The sequence below is a fragment of the Pseudomonas sp. PAMC25584 genome (genome assembly GCF_058135675.1).
The window spans coordinates 4,014,341-4,032,082 of the sequence record NZ_CM176870.1 but is presented as its reverse complement, the minus strand read 5'-3'; the positions used below and the strand labels follow the sequence as shown (position 1 = coordinate 4,032,082).

The following is a 17,742-nucleotide window of genomic DNA, read 5'->3' as shown; positions in this document are numbered from 1 at the left end:
CCCTCCCACATTTTGTTCTGTGTACACCCGCTACCAAGGCATGCTCCAGGCTCGTTCGAAAGTAGCATTCGCACCCCCATCCCCCCATGCATTAATGCCATTACCGGAATCTTCCGGCACAACAAGAGGATCGCCCCATGTGGACTAAACCCGCGTTTACCGACCTGCGTATCGGCTTTGAAGTGACCATGTACTTCGCCAGCCGCTGATTCACCCCCGGCCAGCCCTGCGCTGGCCGGGGTCGTTTGGGGAATGACTCTTTGGTCTGATTGCATTCGCGCGCGGATGGGTTAGTGTGGAGCGCATCTCTCAAAAATAATAAAAACAGGCTTTCCAATGAGCCCAAATCTCAGCCTCTTACGTAAATTCGTCTCGCCTGAAATCATCTTTGGTGCCGGTTGCCGGCACAACGTCGGTAATTACGCCAAGACCTTTGGTGCGCGCAAAGTGCTGGTGGTCAGCGACCCCGGTGTGATCGCCGCCGGCTGGGTCGCCGATGTGGAAGCCAGCCTGCAGGCCATCGGTATCGATTACTGCCTGTACAGCAGCGTCTCGCCCAACCCCCGTGTCGAAGAAGTCATGCTCGGCGCCGAGGTGTACCGCGACAACCATTGCGACGTGATCGTGGCCATCGGCGGCGGTAGCCCGATGGATTGCGGCAAGGCCATCGGCATTGTGGTCGCCCATGGGCGCAACATCCTCGAATTCGAAGGCGTGGACACCATTCGCGTGCCCAGCCCCCCGTTGATCCTGATCCCCACCACCGCCGGCACTTCGGCGGATGTCTCGCAGTTCGTGATCATTTCCAACCAGCAAGAGCGCATGAAGTTCTCCATCGTCAGCAAGGCGGTGGTGCCGGATGTGTCGCTGATCGACCCGGAAACCACGGCCAGCATGGACCCGTTCCTGTCCGCCTGTACCGGCATCGATGCGCTGGTGCATGCGATCGAGGCGTTCGTCTCTACCGGCCACGGCCCGCTGACCGACCCCCACGCGCTGGAAGCCATGCGCCTGATCAACGGCAACCTGGTGCAGATGATCGCTAACCCGACGGACATCGCCCTGCGCGAGAAAATCATGCTCGGCAGCATGCAGGCCGGGCTGGCGTTCTCCAATGCGATCCTCGGCGCAGTGCATGCCATGTCCCACAGCCTCGGCGGCTTCCTCGACCTGCCTCACGGCCTGTGCAACGCGGTGCTGGTGGAGCATGTGGTGGCGTTCAACTACAACTCGGCGCCGGAGCGCTTCAAGGTGATTGCCGAGACGTTCGGCATCGACTGCCGCGGCCTGACCCATCTGCAGATCCGTGGGCGGCTCGTGGAGCATCTGATCGCGCTCAAGCATGCGATCGGCTTCCACGAAACCCTCGGCCTGCACGGCGTGCGGGTCGCGGACATTCCGTTCCTGTCCCAGCACGCCATGCACGACCCGTGCATCCTCACCAACCCCCGCGAATCGAGCCAGCGTGATGTCGAGGTCGTCTATGGCGAAGCACTCTGACGACCAGCAGCGCGCCCTCGCTGGGCTGCTGGGGTTGGGCGACCAGTCGGCGCGCAAGAGCCACTACCCGGAACTCACGGCGCGCCTCCATGAGCTGGAGGCCGAGCGCAACCGCTACATTCGCCTTAACGACGAGCTGGAGTTGCGGGTGGCGGCGCGTACCGATGAATTGCTCGAAGCCAACCGCAACCTGCAACAGCAGATCGCCCAGCGTGAACAGGTCGAACAGGAACTGCGCGACGCCCGCGACGCCGCCGAGGCCGCCAACCGCAGCAAGGACAAGTACCTCGCCGCCGCCAGCCATGACCTGTTGCAGCCGCTCAACGCCGCACGGCTGCTGATCGCCACCTTGCGCGAACGGCCATTGCCCAGCGTCGAACAGGTGCTGGTGGAGCGCACGCACCAGGCCCTGGAAGGGGCCGAGGATTTGCTCACCGACTTGCTCGATATCTCGCGGTTGGACCAGGCGGCGGTCAAGCCGGACGTGGCGCTGTATCGCCTGGACGAGCTGTTTGCGCCGCTGGTCTCCGAATTCCAGTCCGTCGCCCTGGCCGCCGGACTGAATTTACGCTCACACACCGGCCATTACGCGATCCGGACCGACCTGCGCCTGGTGACGCGGATTCTGCGCAACTTCCTCAGCAACGCCTGCCGCTACACCGACGAGGGCTGCATCCTGCTCGGCGCCCGCCGCCGGGGCGATCGCCTGCGCCTGGAAGTGTGGGACACCGGGCGCGGCATCCCGGCCGACCGGCTCGATGCGATCTTTCTCGAATTCAACCAACTGGACGTCGGCCGCGCCTCGGACCGCAAGGGCGTGGGCCTGGGGCTGGCGATTGTCGAACGTATCGCTGAGATCCTCGGTTACCCGGTGGCGGTGCGCTCGTGGCCGGGACGCGGGTCGATGTTCAGCATCGAAGTACCCATCAGCGAAGAAATGCCGTTGGCCATCAGCCTGCTGCCGGTGCAACCGACCACCGGCAACCCGCTGCCGGGGCGGCGTTTGCTGGTGCTGGATAACGAGGTCAGCATCCTCGAAAGCATGAGCGCGCTGCTCGGGCAGTGGGGTTGCGAGGTGGTCACGGCCACCGACCAGGCCGGCGCGTTGCTGGCGTTGCAGGGCAGGGCGCCGGAGTTGATCCTGGCGGACTACCACTTGGACCACGGTGTGGTGGGCAGTGAGGTGGTCAAGTACCTGCGCGAGCATTTCGCCCAGTCGATTCCCGCCGTGATCATCAGCGCCGACCGCACCGACCAGTGCCGGCGCATCCTGCGGCGGCTGGACGCACCGTTGTTGAACAAACCGGTCAAGCCCGGGAAGTTACGGGCCGTGTTGAGTCAGTTGTTGGCCTAGAAGTTTGATACCTGTCAACACCGCCTGCGACATTTTGCGCCATGCTCCCAGCCTGACTTGATGGCCGACGGAGACCCCCCATGAGCGCCCCCGCAACAACCGCTGCATCCTTCAAGTTGCCCTTGGGCCTGGTCGCCGCTGTGCTGGTGATGGTCGGAGTGCTGCTGTTGCCGCTGCCCGCTGACTTGCCGGTCGCTGGGCATCGCATGCTGGCGATCCTCGCGTTTGCCGTGGTGGTGTGGATCACCGAGGCGGTGTCTTATGAAGCCAGCGCGATCATGATCACCTCGCTCATGGCGTTCTTGCTCGGCACCGCGCCGTCGCTGCAAGACCCTACTCACCTGATCGGCTCCAGCCCGGCCATCAGCATGGCCCTGACCGGTTTCTCCAACCCGGCGCTGGCCCTGGTGGCCGGCGCGTTGTTCATCGCCGCCGCCATGACCCACACCGGCCTGGACCGGCGCATCGCCCTGGTCACCCTGACCCGGGTCGGCACCAGCACCCGTGGCATTCTGCTGGGGGCGATCGCGGTGACCATCCTCCTGAGCCTCGTGGTGCCCAGCGCCACCGCGCGCAGTGCCTGTGTGGTGCCGATCATGATGGGCGTGGTGGCGGCGTTTGGCGTCGATAAACGCTCGAACATCGCTGCCGGTCTGATGATCGTGGTGGCCCAGGGCACCAGCATCTGGAACGTCGGCATCCAGACCGCCGCTGCGCAGAACCTGCTGACCGTCGGGTTTATGGACAAGATGCTCGGCCAGCGCGTGTCGTGGATCGACTGGCTGATCGCCGGCGCGCCGTGGGCGCTGATCATGTCGGCGGTGTTGCTGTTCCTGGTGATCAAACTGCTGCCGCCGGAAAGCGACAGCATCCCCGGCGGCAAAGAAGCCGTGGCCCAGTCGCTGGTGGACATCGGCCCAATGACCGGCCCGCAAAAACGCTTGCTCACCGTATCGGTGCTGTTGCTGTTGGCGTGGGCTACCGAAGGGCGCCTGCACAATTTCGACACCACCTCGACCACCTATGCCGGGCTGGTGTTCCTGCTGTTGCCGGGGATTGGCGTGATGACCTGGAAGGATGTGCAGTCGCGGATTCCGTGGGGCACGGTGATTGTGTTCGGTGTCGGTATCAGCCTCGGTACGGCGTTGTTGACTACCCAGGCCGGGCAATGGCTGGGCTCGCAGGTGGTGGCGCACACCGGGCTGGACCAGGTCGGGCCGCTGGGCGTGTTTGCGATCCTCGGGGCGTTTTTGATCTTGATCCACTTGGGGTTTGCCAGTGCGACGGCGTTGACCTCGGCGTTGTTGCCGATCTTGATTGCGGTGTTGCAGACCTTACCGGGAGAGTTCAACCGGTTGGGGATGACCATGCTGTTGGGGTTTGTGGTGAGCTACGGGTTTATTCTGCCGATCAATGCGCCGCAGAACATGGTGTGCCTGGGGACCGGGACATTTACGGCGCGGCAGTTTGCCAAGGTGGGGGTTTTGGTGACGTTGATTGGTTACCTGTTGATGTTGGTGTTTGCGGCGACGTACTGGAATTGGCTTGGCTGGATCTGACATTTTGTGGGGTCTCCAATACACATGTGGTCGCCAATACAAAGGAGATCCAATGTACAAAGGAGATCCAATGTGGGAGGGGGCTTGCCCCCGATGGCGGCCTCTGGGCCGACCATTTTTTTTGGTTGAGTTGAGTACATATCCATTCCAGCGGTAACGGCTGCTATGGGTTCCGCCCTTACGGCGGGTCACTTTTGGAAAAGAGCCCCAAAAGTAACCAAAAGGGCTCTTGCCCCACCACTCGGCACCTCGCCTAGGCTCGGTGTGCCCGAACGCAGGCTTGAATCCGTGGGCCGCCGTCATGGGCCATCCCTGGCCCAGGACGGCTAACCCGGCGTCCTGCCGGGTTACCCACGGATTCAAGCCTGCGTTCGGCCAGCGTGGTTTTACGGGGCGCCTAAGATCAAAAGCCAGAGCCAAAGCGAGGCGGCCTTATAGCCGACCTGATCCTGGAAGCCGAACCCGGTCAAAAATGTGGGAGGGGGCTTGCCCCCGATAGCGGTGGGTCAGTCATGCATGTATTGGCTGACACACTGCTATCGGGGGCAAGCCCCCTCCCACATTTGGATCTCCATAGATCAGATAGACCTTGATCTGTTCTTGCTCTGTTCTTGCTCTGTTCTTGATCTGCTCTTGATCTTGATCTTAGGCGCCCCGTAAAACCACGCTGGCCGAACGCAGGTATTACGCAGCGGGTAAACCGGCAGGGATGCCGGTTTAGCCGTCCCGGGCCATGGATGGCCCGTGACGGCGGCCCGCGGAGTAATGCCTGCGTTCGGGCACACCGAGCCTGAGCGAGGTGCCGAGTGGTGGGGCAAGAGCCCTTTGGTTACTTTGGGGCTTTTCCAAAGTGACCCGCTGTAAGAGCGGAACCCTAAGCGGCCGTTACCGAAAAAACGGATATGTACTCAACCCAACTCAACTCAACCCAAAAAGCCGGTCGGCCCAGAGGCCGCCATCACCGCCAACCCCCACACTTGACCACGCCCACTCCAAGAATCAATTGCCCCCTCAACATGGCAAGATGAACGCCGCTCAGGTTTACTACTCCCTGAGTAATGGAGTCACCGACCTTGCGTGTCGGCTCATCAAGGTCACTGAATGGACAACTACACCCCCCGCACCTGGCAACCCCACGAGCGTCCGGCCCTGCCGGGCTCGCCGTCGACGCCGCTGCACCCCACCCACAAACGCTGGCTGTATGCACTGGTCGGCGTCCTGGTCGCAATCACCGGCGGCCTCGGCAACTCGTTGGTAATCGCCAACCTGCAATACCTGCAAGGCGCCCTCGGCGCGACCACGGCGGAAATGGCCTGGCTGCCCGCCGCCTACGTCATGACCAACGTGTGCATGAACCTGCTCTTGGTGAAGTTCCGTCAGCAATTTGGCCTGCGTGCGTTTACCGAGGTGTTTCTGGTGCTGTATGCGCTGGTGACTTTCGGCCACTTGTTCGTCAACGACCTCAACTCCGCCATCGCCGTGCGCGCCGCTCACGGGATGGTCGGCGCGGCGCTCAGTTCCCTGGGGTTGTACTACATGATCCAGGCGTTCCCGGCCAAGTGGCGCTTGAAAGCCTTGGTGCTGGGCCTGGGCACCGCGCAGTTGGCGTTGCCGTTGGCGCGGCTGTTTTCCGAAGATTTGCTGCAAATCGCCGAATGGCGTGGCCTGTACCTGTTTGAGCTGGGCATGGCGCTGATCTGCCTGGGCTGCGTGTTCCTGCTCAAGTTGCCACCTGGCGACCGCTTCAAGACCTTTGAAAAACTCGACTTCCTCACCTTCGCCATCCTCGCCAGCGGGGTGGCGCTGCTCTGCGCGGTGTTGTCCCTCGGGCGGATCGACTGGTGGCTCGAAGCGCCGTGGATCGGTGTGGCGTCGGCCTGTTCGCTGGTGCTGATCATGACCGGCCTGGCGATTGAGCATAACCGCGCCAACCCGCTGCTGATGACCCGCTGGCTGGGCAGCGGCACCATGATTCGCCTGGCGCTGGCGGTGATCCTGATTCGCATGGTGCTGTCGGAGCAGTCCACCGGCGCGGTGGGCTTCATGCAGATGTTGAACATGAGCTACCAGCAAATGCACACGCTGTACGTGGTGATGTTGGCGGGCGCGGTGGCCGGGCTGGTGGTCAGTGCGTTGACGATCAACCCGGCGCACTTGCTGATGCCGCTGGTCATTTCCCTGGCACTGATGGCCACCGGGTCGGTGATGGACAGTTTCTCCAGCAACCTGACTCGCCCGCAGAACCTGTACATCAGCCAGTTCCTGCTAGGCTTTGGCGGCACGTTTTTTCTCGGGCCGACCATGGTGCTGGGCACCAAGAACGTATTGACCAACCCGCGCAACCTGGTGAGTTTTTCGGTGATGTTCGGCATTTGCCAGAACCTCGGCGGCCTGATTGGCGCGGCGTTGCTCGGGACGTTCCAGGTGGTGCGCGAGAAGTTTCATTCGAGCATGATCGTCGAGCACCTGACCCTGCTCGACCCGCGTGTCGCCGCGCGGGTGCAGAGCGGCGGTGCGGCCTATGGCGGTATCGTCGCCGACCCGGACTTGCGTAACCTCATGGGCATTCGCAGCCTCGCCACGGCGGCGACCCGCGAGGCAAATGTGATGGCCTACAACGATGTGTTCATGCTGATCGCGATCGTCGCGATCCTGACCATGCTCTGGATCTTTACCCGCAGTCTGTGGCTGTTAAGCACCACCAAAGCGGCCACTCCCGTTCAACCCAGCGGCGCTTCTTCATGACCGAACCGACCACCACAACGACCACCACCAACGCCATCGCCGCCACCCCTGAAGGCGCCACCCCACCGGGTGCCACGGTCACCGAACCGCGCTCCTTGGGGGTGCGCATTCTCTCGTCACTGGGCTTTGCCGCGATTGCCCTCGTCGGCGTGTTGATCGTGCTGTATGCCTGGCAATTGCCGCCGTTCAGCAGCGCGGTGGAAACCACCGAGAACGCCCTGGTGCGCGGCCAGGTCACGATCATTGGCCCGCAGCTCAGCGGCTATGTGTTCGAAGTGCCGGTGCAGGACTTCCAGTACGTCAAGGCCGGCGACCTGCTGGTGCGCCTGGATGACCGCATCTACAAGCAGCGCCTGGACCAGGCCCTGGCGCAACTGGCGGTGCAAAAGGCCGCGCTGGCGAATGTGGTGCAGCAACGCAACAGCGCCGAAGCCAGTATCAAACTGCGCCAGGCCGCGCTGGTGGACAGCCAGGCCCAGGCGCGCAAAAGCACCGCCGACCTGCGCCGCAATGAAGCGCTGATCAGCGACGGTTCAGTGTCCAAGCGCGAACTGGACGTGACCCGGGCCGCCAATGCCCAGACCCTCGCCGCCGTGGCGCAGGCCCAGGCCAGCCTGGAAATCGCGCGTCAGGACCTGCAGACGGTGATCGTCAATCGCGGTTCACTGGAAGCCGCCGTGGCCAGTGCCGAAGCGGCGGTGGAGCTGGCGCGGATCGACTTGTCCAACACCCGCGTCACTGCGCCGCGTGACGGCCAGTTGGGGCAGATTGGCGTGCGCCTTGGCGCTTACGTCAACTCCGGCGCGCAGTTGATGGCGCTGGTGCCGAAGCAGCTGTGGGTGATCGCCAACATGAAAGAAACCCAGATGGCCCACGTGCAGGTTGGCCAGCCGGTAACGTTCACCGTCGATGCGCTCAACCACCGCAAGTTTCGCGGCACGGTGCAGTATATTTCCCCGGCGACCGGCTCGGAGTTCAGCCTGTTGCAGGCGGATAACGCCACCGGCAACTTCGTCAAGATCGCCCAGCGTTTGCCGGTGCGGATCACCGTTGATCCCGACCAGGAGCAGAGCGAGCACTTGCGGCCGGGGTTGTCGGTTGTCGTCAGTATCGACACGGCCGGCCGCCTGAAAAACAGTCCGCCCTGACACCACTGATACAACACAAATCAAAACTGTGGGAGGGGGCTTGCTCCCGATGGCAGTGTGTCAGCCACTACATGCATGACTGATCCACCGCCATCGGGAGCAAGCCCCCTCCCACAGTTGGAATGTATTTCAGGGTGAAATTGAGTTGGACCGACTGATTGTGTTCCAGCAATTTCAACCCCGGCCGCCCCGGCAGGTGATGGGCATTCACCGGATGGCTCACCGGCTCGATGCAAAAGAACCCCAGCCCCGGCGGGCAGTACAGCAGGAAGTAATCGGCGCCCGTGGCCTGGCATTCCAGGGCATAACCCAGCTCCGGCTGTTCGATCCGGCAATGCCCGTCCCACTGGGAAAAACCGTTGTCCACCAGGTCTTCGGGGAGGTTTTTCGACGCCTGGAAGTCCCAAGCGTGCGGCACCGCCGCCAACCCCGTGGGTAGCTTGGACGCATCGCTCAGCCACACCTGCGACGCCTTGGCCTGCAACCGCGTGCCCGGCAGGCGCGGCAAGTAGGGATGCAACCCCAGGCCGTGCCACGCCGCCTGTTCGGCCAGATGGGTGACCCGCAAGGCGATGCTCAGCTCACCGTTGCGCAGTCGAAACCGCTGCTCGGCGCGATAGGCGAACGGCGTGGCGCATTCCAACGCAAGCAGCACTTCATCCGCCGACTGGCTGACCACGCGCCACGCCTGTTGCCAGGCCGACCCGTGAATCGGCAGCGGATCGGTGAGGCTGTTGGGCGTGAGTGCCAGCCAGCCCGCGGGCGTGTCGAAACCGCCGTTGGCGATGCGATTGGACCAGGGCGCGAGGGGATAGCAGGCCAGTTTGCCGGGCAGGCCGGTGTCCAGCGCCGCTTGATCGCTAGGCCGCAGCAGGGGCTGGCCGCTGGCGCGCACGTGCCAGTTGACGATGCTGCCGCCCACGGCCGGGGCGAGGGTGAGGTGGGTCAGGTGGTCTTGCAGTTCAATCAGCATCACAGCACCAGCCCTGGCAACCACAGCGACAAGGCCGGAATGTAAGTCACCGCGATCAACACCAAAAACAGCACGCCATAAAACGGCAGCAGCGCCTTCACGGTTTTCTCGATACTCACCTTGCCCACCGCCGCCCCCACGAACAGCACCGCGCCGACCGGCGGGGTGATCAGGCCGATGCCAAGGTTGACCAGCATGATCATGCCGAAGTGTACCGGGTCGACGCCGATGCCGAGTACCACTGGCAGCAGGATCGGCGTGAGGATCAGAATCAGCGGCGCCATGTCCATCACCGTGCCGAGCAACAGCAGCATGGCGTTGATGCACATCAGGATCACGTAGCGGTTGTCCGACAGGGTCAGGAACAGCGTGGTGATCTTCGCCGGGATCTGCATCAGGGTCATGATGTAGCCGAAGCTGGCCGCGAAGGCGATCAGGATCATCACGATGGAAATGGTGCGCACCGTGCGGTGCATCAGCTTGGGCAGCTCGTTCCATTGGTAGTCGCGGTAGATGAACATGGTCACGAAGAACGCCCACAGCACCGCGATCGCGGCGGACTCGGTGGCGGTGAAGATGCCGGAGAGAATGCCGCCGAGGATGATCACCATGGCCATCAGGCCCCACAGCGCGTCGGCGCAGATTTTCAGCGCTTGCTTGAGCGGGATGACTTCGCCCTTGGGGTAGTCGCGCTTCTTCGCGAAGATCAGGCACAGCACCATCAGGCACGCGCTCATCAGCAGGCCCGGGACCACGCCGGCCATGAACAGCGAGGCGATCGACACCGTGCCGCCCGCCGCCAGGGAGTAGAGCACCGAGTTGTGGCTGGGCGGGGTCAACAGCGCCTGCACCGAACCGCTGATGGTCACCGCCGTGGCGAACTCGCGGGGGTAGCCACGGCGTTCCATTTCCGGGATCAGCACCGAACCGACCGAGGCGGTGTCGGCCACCGACGAGCCGGAGATCGCGCCAAAAAATGTCGAGGCCATGATGTTCACCAGCGACAAGCCGCCGCGCACAAAACCCACCAACACCCCGGCAAATGCCACCAGCCGCCGCGACATGCCGCCCTCGGCCATGATCGCGCCGGCCAGCACGAAGAACGGAATCGCCATCAGCGAAAACTTGTTCACCCCGCCGGCGATTTGAATCATCAGGGCCTGGTACGGAATGTCGATCCACCACGCGCCGATCAACGCCGACAGGCCCAGGGCATAGGCCACCGGCATGCCGATCAGGATCAAGGCGATAAAGCTGCCCAACAGAATCAATGCGTCCATATCAGGCAGCCCCTTCGCTTTCTTCAACCAGGTCGAAGCGCACAACCCGTCGGTTGCTCTGGTCACCGAGCAGGAGTTTTTCCACCACGAAGATCAGGGTCAGCAACCCGCCGATCGGGATCGGCATGTAGGTGATGCCCACGCGCAGGGTGGGGATGGCGCTCATGAACTGGTTCCAGGTGGACAGGCACAGCTTGCTGCCCCAAATGGTCATGAACAGGCAGATGGTGCCCATGAGCAATTGCGAGAGGATGCCGACGATCTGGCGTTGGCGCGCAGGCAGGCGGTTGGTGACCATCGCCACCGACATATGCGCCCCGGCGCGGTAGCTGGCGGCGGCGCCGATAAAGGTGAAGACCAGCATCAGCAGGATGGCGGTGGGCTCCGGCCAACTGGAGCCGGTGCCGAGGATGTAGCGGGCGAAGATGCCCCAGGGGATGATCAGCGCGACCCCAAGGACCGAGAGGCCGGCGACCCAGATGCAGGTCATGTAAATACGGTCGTTGATGCGCAGCAGTCGATTCTTCATGGCGTTCACCGTGACCGGGCGCGGCAATGCCGACCGCGCCGGGCCTTATGCGAGAGGCAGGGCAGGTTATTGAACGGCGTCGATGCGCGCGATGATGTCGGCGAAAGGCGCGCCGTACTTGGCGCGAACCGCTGCGGTGGCGTCGTAGAAGGGTTTTTTATCGACGCTGATGAACTCCACGCCGGCGGCTTTGAGTTTTTCCTCGCTGCTGGCGGTTTTTTTATCCCACAGCACGCGCTCATCGGCCTGGGCCGCCTTGGCGGCGTTTTTCACCATGACCTGTTGCGCGGGGGTGAGTTTGTTCCAGGTGATTTTCGACATCACGATCGGCTCGGGCAGGATCAGGTGCTCGGTGAGGGTGTAGAACTTGGCGTTTTGGAAGTGGTTGTGTTCCAGCAGGGTCGGTGGGTTGTTTTCGGCGCCATCGATCACGCCTGTCTGCAAGGCACTGAAAATTTCGCCGGTATCCATGGCGATACCGTTGGCGCCCATCGCATTAAATGCGTCGATGAACAGGGGATTACCTTGCACGCGAATTTTCATACCCTTGAGGTCTTCGATTTTGCGTACCGGCTTTTTGCTGTAGAGGTTGCGCGTGCCGCCGTCCATCCAGGCCAGGGCGACCAGGCCGAATTCGGAGTCGGTGATCTTGGCGAGGATTTCATCGCCGATCTCGCCGTCGATGACTTTGCGCATATGCGCCTGGTCGCGGAATACGAACGGCAGGTTGAACACGTTCACGTCCGGCACCACCGGGCCGACGATACCGAGGCTGACCCGGGTCATCTGGACCGCGCCGACCTGGGCCTGTTCGACGACTTCTTTTTCCGAACCCAGGACTCCGCCGGGGAAGTACTTGAAGGTCAGTTCGCCGTTGCTTGCTTGGGTGAGGGCCTTGCCCATGTTCTCTTCGGCCACGACGGTGGGGTAGCCGGCGGGGTGGACGTCGGCGAATTTGATTTCCAGCGCGTGGGCGGCGCTGCTGAGGGTGAAGACTGCGGCGGCGAGCAAGGTGCGTTTGAAGTCCATGGGCGGTCACTCCTGTCTTGTTATTGTTGTATTCAAGGCACAGCGATGCAGCTAGAGGGTGAAGTGCGGTTCGGGCAGTCCTTGGACGCCAGGGTCGAGGGCGAACACGCCGCCGGACAGCGACTGCTCACTCTGGTCGTCACGGATCGAGGTGACGAATAAAGTGTCCAGGCGACTGCCGCCGAAGGCGCACATGCTGGGTTTTTTCACCGGCACGCTCAGGGAGCGGTCCAGGCGGCCGTCGGGGGTGAAGCGGTGGATCAGGCCGGCGTCGTTGGCGCAGATCCAGTAGCAACCGTCGACATCCACAGCGGCGCCGTCAGGGCGGCCTGGGTGTTGCTGCATGTCGACAAACACGCGGCGGTTGCTCGGCGTACCGGTTTCGGTGTCGTAGTCGAAGGCCCAGATCTGTTGCACCAGCGGGTGCGAGTCCGAGACGTACAGCGTGCGGCCATCAGGGCTGAAGGCCAGGCCGTTGAGGGTGATAAAACCCTCTAACTGCGCATGGGGCGCGGCGCCCGAAGCGTAACGGTAGAGGATGCCTGCGGCGGCATTCGCGCCCATATCCATGACCATGCTGCCGGCCCAGAAACGGCCCTGGCGATCACAGCGCCCATCGTTCAGGCGCATGCCCGCGCGCGGGTGCGCGACCTCGGCCAGCGGCGTGGTGTCGAGGCTGCCGTCGTTGTGCGCGGTGAGTTGGAAAAAGCCGCTTTGCATCCCGGCGACCCAGTTGCCTGCACCGGTGCGAGCAATGCAGGCGAGCATCTGCGGGGCTTTCCACGCGTCGATATGACCGGTGGCGGCGCTCCAGCGTTGTAGCCCTCCGTTGGGAATGTCCACCCAGTACAGGGCGTTTTCTTCGGGCACCCACACCGGGCATTCGCCCACGGCATTGCGGGCGTCGACAATCAACTCAGCAGTCATGGCAACTCATTCCCTTGGGTGAGTGTTGCGTCAGTCACCGAACGGCCCAGCGGCGCAGAAAGCACCGCCCTGGTAGACCTTGGCCGGGTCATCGGCGGCGAGCGGCGGCTGGGCCTCGACCTGGGCGCGGAACCCTTCGGAGCTGTCTTTTGGGGTAAAGCCCAGGTGCGCGGCGTAGCGGTTGTCCCACCAGGTATCGAGGTTGGCCGACATGCCATAGACCACGGTGTGGCCGACGTTTGGCGTGTACAGCGCGCGTTCGAGCAGTTGGGTCAGGTCGTCGAAGCTCAGCCAGGTGTGCATCATCCGACGGTTCTGCGGTTCGGCAAACGACGAGCCGATGCGGATGCTCACGGTCTCGATGCCGTAGCGGTCGAAGTAGAAACTGGCCATGTCTTCGCCGTAGGACTTGGACAGCCCGTAATAGCTGTCCGGGCGACGCGGCGAGTGGGCATCGAGTTGTTCGCCCTGTGGGTAGAAACCGATGACATGGTTGGAGCTGGCGAAGATCACGCGTTTGACGCCATGGCGGCGCGCGGCTTCGTAAATATGGAATATCCCGCAGATATTGGCACCGAGGACTTCTTCGAACGAGCGCTCTACCGAAACACCGCCGAAATGCAGGATGGCGTCGACGCCTTCGACCAAGTGGTGGACCGCTTGTTTGTCGGACAGGTCGCAGGGTTGCACTTCTTCATCGGCGCCGGCGGCGGCCATGTCGGCGATATCCGACAGGCGCAGCACCTGGGCATACGGTCGCAGGCGTTCGCGCAGGACTTTGCCGAGGCCGCCGGCGGCACCGGTGAGGAGGAGGCGGTTGAAGGGCGCTGGGGTCGTGGTGGTCATCTGGATTCCAGTTTTGTTGTAGGTTGTCGTATGACTATGCCGAAGTATTGTTAGAGAGTCCCCGCTTGTCAATGTGGGAGGGGGCTTGCTCCCGATGACGGTGTATCAGGCAATGTCTCTGTGACTGACCCACAGCCTTCGGGAGCAAGCCCCCTCCCGCAATGGATGTGCACGGGTTTTAGATCTTTAAAGCAACGAAATCGGATAGCTGACGAAGATCCGGTTCTCATCAAATTCGTTATTGCTAAAGTCCCGTCGCATGGTCGAGTTGCGCCAGCGCACGTTGAGGTTCTTCAGTACACCGCTTTGCACCGTGTAGGCCAGCTCCGATTCACGTCCCCATTCCTTGCCGTCGGTGATCGCGCCGGTGTGGACGTTACTGCCGCTGATGTAGCGGTTCATCAGGGTCAGCCCCGGAACGCCGAGCACCACGAAGTTGAAGTCATGGCGCAGTTGCCAGGATTTTTCCTTGGCGTTGTCGTAGCTGGCGTTGTAGCTGTCGTTGGCCAGGGTGCCGCCGCTGGTGCCGTTGACTCGCATCCATGCGCTGTCACCGCTGAGTTTTTGCAGGCCGACGTAGAAGGTGTTGCCGCCGTACTTGGCCGAGAGCAGGGCGAAGGCGGTTTTGTTGTCCAGGTCGCCGGCCAGGGCACTGCCGTCTTCCTTGCCGTTGAAGAAACCGAGGTTGGCGCCCAGGGTCCAGTCGCCCAGCGGCTGGCTGTGGGTCAGGTTGAGGTACTGCTGCTGGTAGATATCGCTCAGTTCGGCGTACCACAGGCCGACCTGGGTGCGCTTGTCGTTGAAGGTGTATTCGCCGCCGCCGAAGTTGAAGCGGTCTGAGGTGAAGGCGGCTTTGCCGTTCATGAACATGTCTTCCATGCTCGCGTCGTTGCGCGGGCTGTTACCGCGAAACTGGCCGCCGTAGAGGGTCAGGCCGGCGATTTCATTGGAGGTGACTTGGCCGCCCTGGAAGGTCTGCGGCAGGGAGCGGCCATCGTCGGAGCGCAGGATCGGCAGCACGGGCATCCATTCGCCGACTTTCAATTCGGTGTTCGACAGCTTGGTTTTCAGCGCCACGCCCAGGCGCCCGAAGTTATCGGCGGGGCGCCCGTCGTTGTGAACCGGCAGCAACTGGGTGCCGGCGGTACCTTTGCCGCCGTCGAGCTTTTGCGAATACAGGCCCAGCACGTCAATCCCGAACCCCACGGTGCCCCGGGTGTAGCCGGATTTGGCGTCAAGGATGAAACTCTGCGTCCACTCTTCGGCCTTGGCCTGGGGGTTGGACGGGTTGGTGAAATTGCGGTTGAAGTAGGCGTTGCGCAAATTGAGCGTGGCCTTGGCGTCGTCGACAAACCCTTCGGCCTGGGCGGTGAGAGGCAGGGTGAAAGCCAGGCTGCTGAGACCGATAAGGCCGAGACGCGAGGAGGAATTGCGGGCGAATTGACGCACAGTGACGCTCCATTTTGTTTGTTGTTTTTATTATTTGTCATACGTCGTCGTACAACATTGGGGCGATACTTGCGGGGTTTTTGTGGCTTGTCAATCAGAAGTTATACGATAACCAGGCTTGACTGATCAAAAGTGGCCGCAGTCCAGGGAGGGCGCTGGATCGTGCCGACGATGGATTCAGCCAGCCACGACCATCGGCGGCAGGGTGCCGAGGAGGGAGACGGCGGCTACCGCTGAAACACCTAGTAACCATTCGGCCGTCACACTGGCCTTCAAGGTCTCCAGTCGTTGTTCGCAGCGATCGATACGCAAGCGGTTCAGCAGCGCCAGGGCCAACATGCCCAGCACCAGCATCGCCTTGATCAGCAGAATCAGAGCGAAACCATTGAATAGCGGGGTGGGCCACAGTTGTCCGGTCAGTACGCGAACATTGATCAACCCGGTGATCAGCAAGCCGGCGACCAGGCCATAACCCACGCCGCTGAAACGCCGCAAAATCGGCTCCAGCCCCTGGCGTTGCGGTTGGCGCAGGATCAACACCAGCAACAGCAAACCGCCAAGCCAGGCGCCCACGCACGCCAGGTGTACGACCTGGTTGAGGATCAGCAACTGCCCGCTGAGCCCGTTGAGCATGGCGCCGTGACCGACCGGTGCGAGGGTCGCCAGCAGCAGGCTGAGCAAGGGCAGGCGCAACGCCGGCCAGGGTTTGATCAAGGCGATCAGCAGCAACAGGTTGAGCAGCAGATGCCAGAGCCACACTTGGCCAAAAAAGGTCTTGCCGAGTACCAACTGCACAGTGGCCGGTTGCAGTGCGGCGTCCCAGCTGCCGGCCATGCTGGCTGTAATCAGCAGCAACCAGGCCACGCCGGAGCCGAGCCCCAGCCAGGCCAGGCCACGGCTGATACGCAGCAATTGCCGGTCCAGCGCCGGCTGCGGTTCATTGCCCATCAGCCAGGGCCTGAACACACAGGCCCCGAACATCAACAAGACGACGATGAAATGCAGGAAGCGGCACAGCACCAGCAGCGTCGCCATAGGTTATTGGCCGACCTTGAAGCTGTATTCACCGTTGCTCTTGTGGGTGTCGACCGAGACGGCGTTCCACACCACTTTGTAGGTGCCGGCCGCGAGTGGAGCGGCGGGCGTCACCACCAGGGTTTTCTTGTCGGCATCCGGGGTTGCCAGGCCCTTGATTGCGATTTCGGTGCCGTCCTTGCTCAGGGATACCTTGGAAAAAGTCGCCTCCACGCCTTCGCTGAAGCTCAGGCGCACCTCTTTCGGTGCGGTCACGCTGCTGTCTGCCGCAGGCGTCGCGCTCTTGAGATGCGCATGGGCAAACGCGGCCGAGGCGCCCAGCAGGGAGGCCAGCAGGGCGACGGTGGTCAGGGTTTTCTTGATCAACATTAGGCAACACCAATCAATGGGTAGGGGCGCCAGTGTACGAAGTTTCGGCTCCGCCTGTCGCCCCGATCTAGAGCGGGTGGTAGTCTTTCCGTTATGTCTTTGTCAGGGAGCCCTTATGGGCAATCACAAGATCGGAATCCGTCGAGTCAACGTCGAAAAAATCCTGCTGGCCGCGGAGAAGATCTTCGCCGAGAAGGGTTATGGCAGCACCGCCATGGCCGATATTGCCGAAGAAGTGCAACTGCCGCGTTCCAACCTGCATTACTACTTCACCACCAAGAGCGAGCTGTACAGCGCGGTACTGTTTGACCTGTTGGAAGTGTGGAAGCAGGACGCCTTGAGCTTCGAAACCTTCGATGACCCGCGGGTGGTGCTCAGCAGCTACATCCGCGCCAAGATGCAACGCTCACGCACGCGGCCGTATGGGTCGAAGGTCTGGGCCAACGAAATCATGCACGGCGCGCCGACGCTCGGTGAGGCGTTGGATGAAAGCCTGTACGACTGGGCCAAGATGAAGGAAGCGAAGATTCGCCAATGGGTGGAAGACAAACGCATCCTGCCGGTGGAGCCGGCGAGCCTGCTGTATATGATCTGGGCCTCGACCCAGCACTACGCCGACTTTGATCATCAGGTGAAGATTCTGAACGATCACCAGCCGTTGTCGGATATGCAGTTCGAGAGGGCGATTCAGACGGTGACCAGTGTGATTTTGCGTGGGATTGGGTTGGAGCCTTGAGGCTTGAGTTTTGTGGTGAGGTTGGGGGCCTCATCGGGGGCAAGCCCCCTCCCACATTGACTGCATTTTGTCTGAAGGAATGCGGTCAACTGTTTGAGGCTTGAGTTTTGTGGTGAGGCTGGGGGCCTCATCGGGGGCAAGCCCCCTCCCACATTGACTGCATTTTGTCTGAAGGAATGCGGTCAACTGTTTGAGGCTTGAGTTTTGTGGTGAGGCTGGGGGCCTCATCGGGGGCAAGCCCCCTCCCACATTGACTGCATTTT

General features: G+C 62.2%; 16 protein-coding genes. 7 read left to right on the top strand and 9 right to left on the bottom strand.

Features of this window, described 5'->3' with window-relative positions; all coding sequences use genetic code 11:
- Positions 1-137: 137 nt before the first annotated feature.
- The 6 genes from pqqA (at position 138) to ACS5Q8_RS18605 (ending at position 8,306) form a co-directional block, all read left to right on the top strand.
- Complete coding sequence (gene pqqA, locus ACS5Q8_RS18630; RefSeq protein WP_010209364.1) at positions 138-209, top strand: pyrroloquinoline quinone precursor peptide PqqA; 72 nt, start codon at positions 138-140, stop codon at positions 207-209.
- Positions 210-336: 127 nt separating this feature from the next.
- On the top strand, positions 337-1,500 hold the full coding sequence (gene ercA, locus ACS5Q8_RS18625; protein ID WP_465159312.1) for an alcohol dehydrogenase-like regulatory protein ErcA: 1,164 nt from the start codon (positions 337-339) through the stop codon (positions 1,498-1,500).
- Positions 1,484-2,854 (top strand): ATP-binding response regulator, encoded by a 1,371-nt coding sequence (locus ACS5Q8_RS18620; protein WP_276193692.1) that lies wholly within the window; start codon positions 1,484-1,486, stop codon positions 2,852-2,854. The genes ercA and ACS5Q8_RS18620 overlap by 17 nt, the downstream gene beginning before the upstream one ends.
- A gap of 80 nt (positions 2,855-2,934) precedes the next feature.
- Positions 2,935-4,413, top strand: a complete 1,479-nt coding sequence (locus ACS5Q8_RS18615) for a DASS family sodium-coupled anion symporter (protein ID WP_465159311.1) — start codon at positions 2,935-2,937, stop codon at positions 4,411-4,413.
- Positions 4,414-5,514: 1,101 nt separating this feature from the next.
- Complete coding sequence (locus ACS5Q8_RS18610) at positions 5,515-7,158, top strand: MFS transporter (protein WP_247407625.1); 1,644 nt, start codon at positions 5,515-5,517, stop codon at positions 7,156-7,158.
- Positions 7,155-8,306 (top strand): HlyD family secretion protein, encoded by a 1,152-nt coding sequence (locus ACS5Q8_RS18605; protein WP_276193690.1) that lies wholly within the window; start codon positions 7,155-7,157, stop codon positions 8,304-8,306. Before ACS5Q8_RS18610 ends, ACS5Q8_RS18605 begins: the two co-directional genes overlap by 4 nt.
- A 67-nt stretch (positions 8,307-8,373) precedes the next feature.
- Here the strand turns inward: ACS5Q8_RS18605 and ACS5Q8_RS18600 are convergent, their stop codons facing one another.
- From ACS5Q8_RS18600 to copC, 9 genes are all read right to left on the bottom strand, one after another.
- The gene (locus ACS5Q8_RS18600) at positions 8,374-9,279 is read right to left on the bottom strand and encodes an aldose 1-epimerase (protein ID WP_276193689.1); all 906 of its coding nucleotides are present in this window, start codon (positions 9,277-9,279) and stop codon (positions 8,374-8,376) included.
- Complete coding sequence (locus ACS5Q8_RS18595; protein WP_247403646.1) at positions 9,279-10,559, bottom strand: TRAP transporter large permease; 1,281 nt, start codon at positions 10,557-10,559, stop codon at positions 9,279-9,281. The genes ACS5Q8_RS18600 and ACS5Q8_RS18595 overlap by 1 nt, the downstream gene beginning before the upstream one ends.
- Position 10,560: 1 nt before the next feature.
- Positions 10,561-11,088, bottom strand: coding sequence for a TRAP transporter small permease (locus tag ACS5Q8_RS18590; RefSeq protein ID WP_247403648.1), 528 nt, complete (start codon positions 11,086-11,088; stop codon positions 10,561-10,563).
- Positions 11,089-11,154: 66 nt separating this feature from the next.
- Positions 11,155-12,117: a TRAP transporter substrate-binding protein gene (locus ACS5Q8_RS18585; protein ID WP_465159310.1), complete on the bottom strand. Its 963-nt coding sequence runs from the start codon at positions 12,115-12,117 to the stop codon at positions 11,155-11,157.
- A gap of 51 nt (positions 12,118-12,168) precedes the next feature.
- Positions 12,169-13,044 carry an SMP-30/gluconolactonase/LRE family protein gene (locus ACS5Q8_RS18580; RefSeq protein WP_276193688.1) on the bottom strand — a complete coding sequence of 292 codons (876 nt, stop codon included), beginning with the start codon at positions 13,042-13,044 and terminating at the stop codon, positions 12,169-12,171.
- Positions 13,045-13,074: 30 nt separating this feature from the next.
- Complete coding sequence (locus ACS5Q8_RS18575) at positions 13,075-13,890, bottom strand: NAD-dependent epimerase/dehydratase family protein (protein WP_276193687.1); 816 nt, start codon at positions 13,888-13,890, stop codon at positions 13,075-13,077.
- Between the two features lie 186 nt (positions 13,891-14,076).
- Positions 14,077-15,339 (bottom strand): OprD family porin, encoded by a 1,263-nt coding sequence (locus ACS5Q8_RS18570; RefSeq protein WP_247403656.1) that lies wholly within the window; start codon positions 15,337-15,339, stop codon positions 14,077-14,079.
- A gap of 177 nt (positions 15,340-15,516) precedes the next feature.
- Positions 15,517-16,374, bottom strand: a complete 858-nt coding sequence (gene copD / locus ACS5Q8_RS18565) for a copper homeostasis membrane protein CopD (protein WP_465159309.1) — start codon at positions 16,372-16,374, stop codon at positions 15,517-15,519.
- 3 nt (positions 16,375-16,377) lie between these two features.
- A complete protein-coding gene (gene copC, locus ACS5Q8_RS18560) occupies positions 16,378-16,743 on the bottom strand; it encodes a copper homeostasis periplasmic binding protein CopC (protein WP_247403659.1) in 366 nt (121 codons plus the stop codon).
- Between the two features lie 115 nt (positions 16,744-16,858).
- On the opposite strand from copC, the gene ACS5Q8_RS18555 reads away from it, so the two are divergent.
- Positions 16,859-17,479 (top strand): TetR/AcrR family transcriptional regulator, encoded by a 621-nt coding sequence (locus ACS5Q8_RS18555; protein ID WP_253396948.1) that lies wholly within the window; start codon positions 16,859-16,861, stop codon positions 17,477-17,479.
- Positions 17,480-17,742 lie beyond the last annotated feature (263 nt).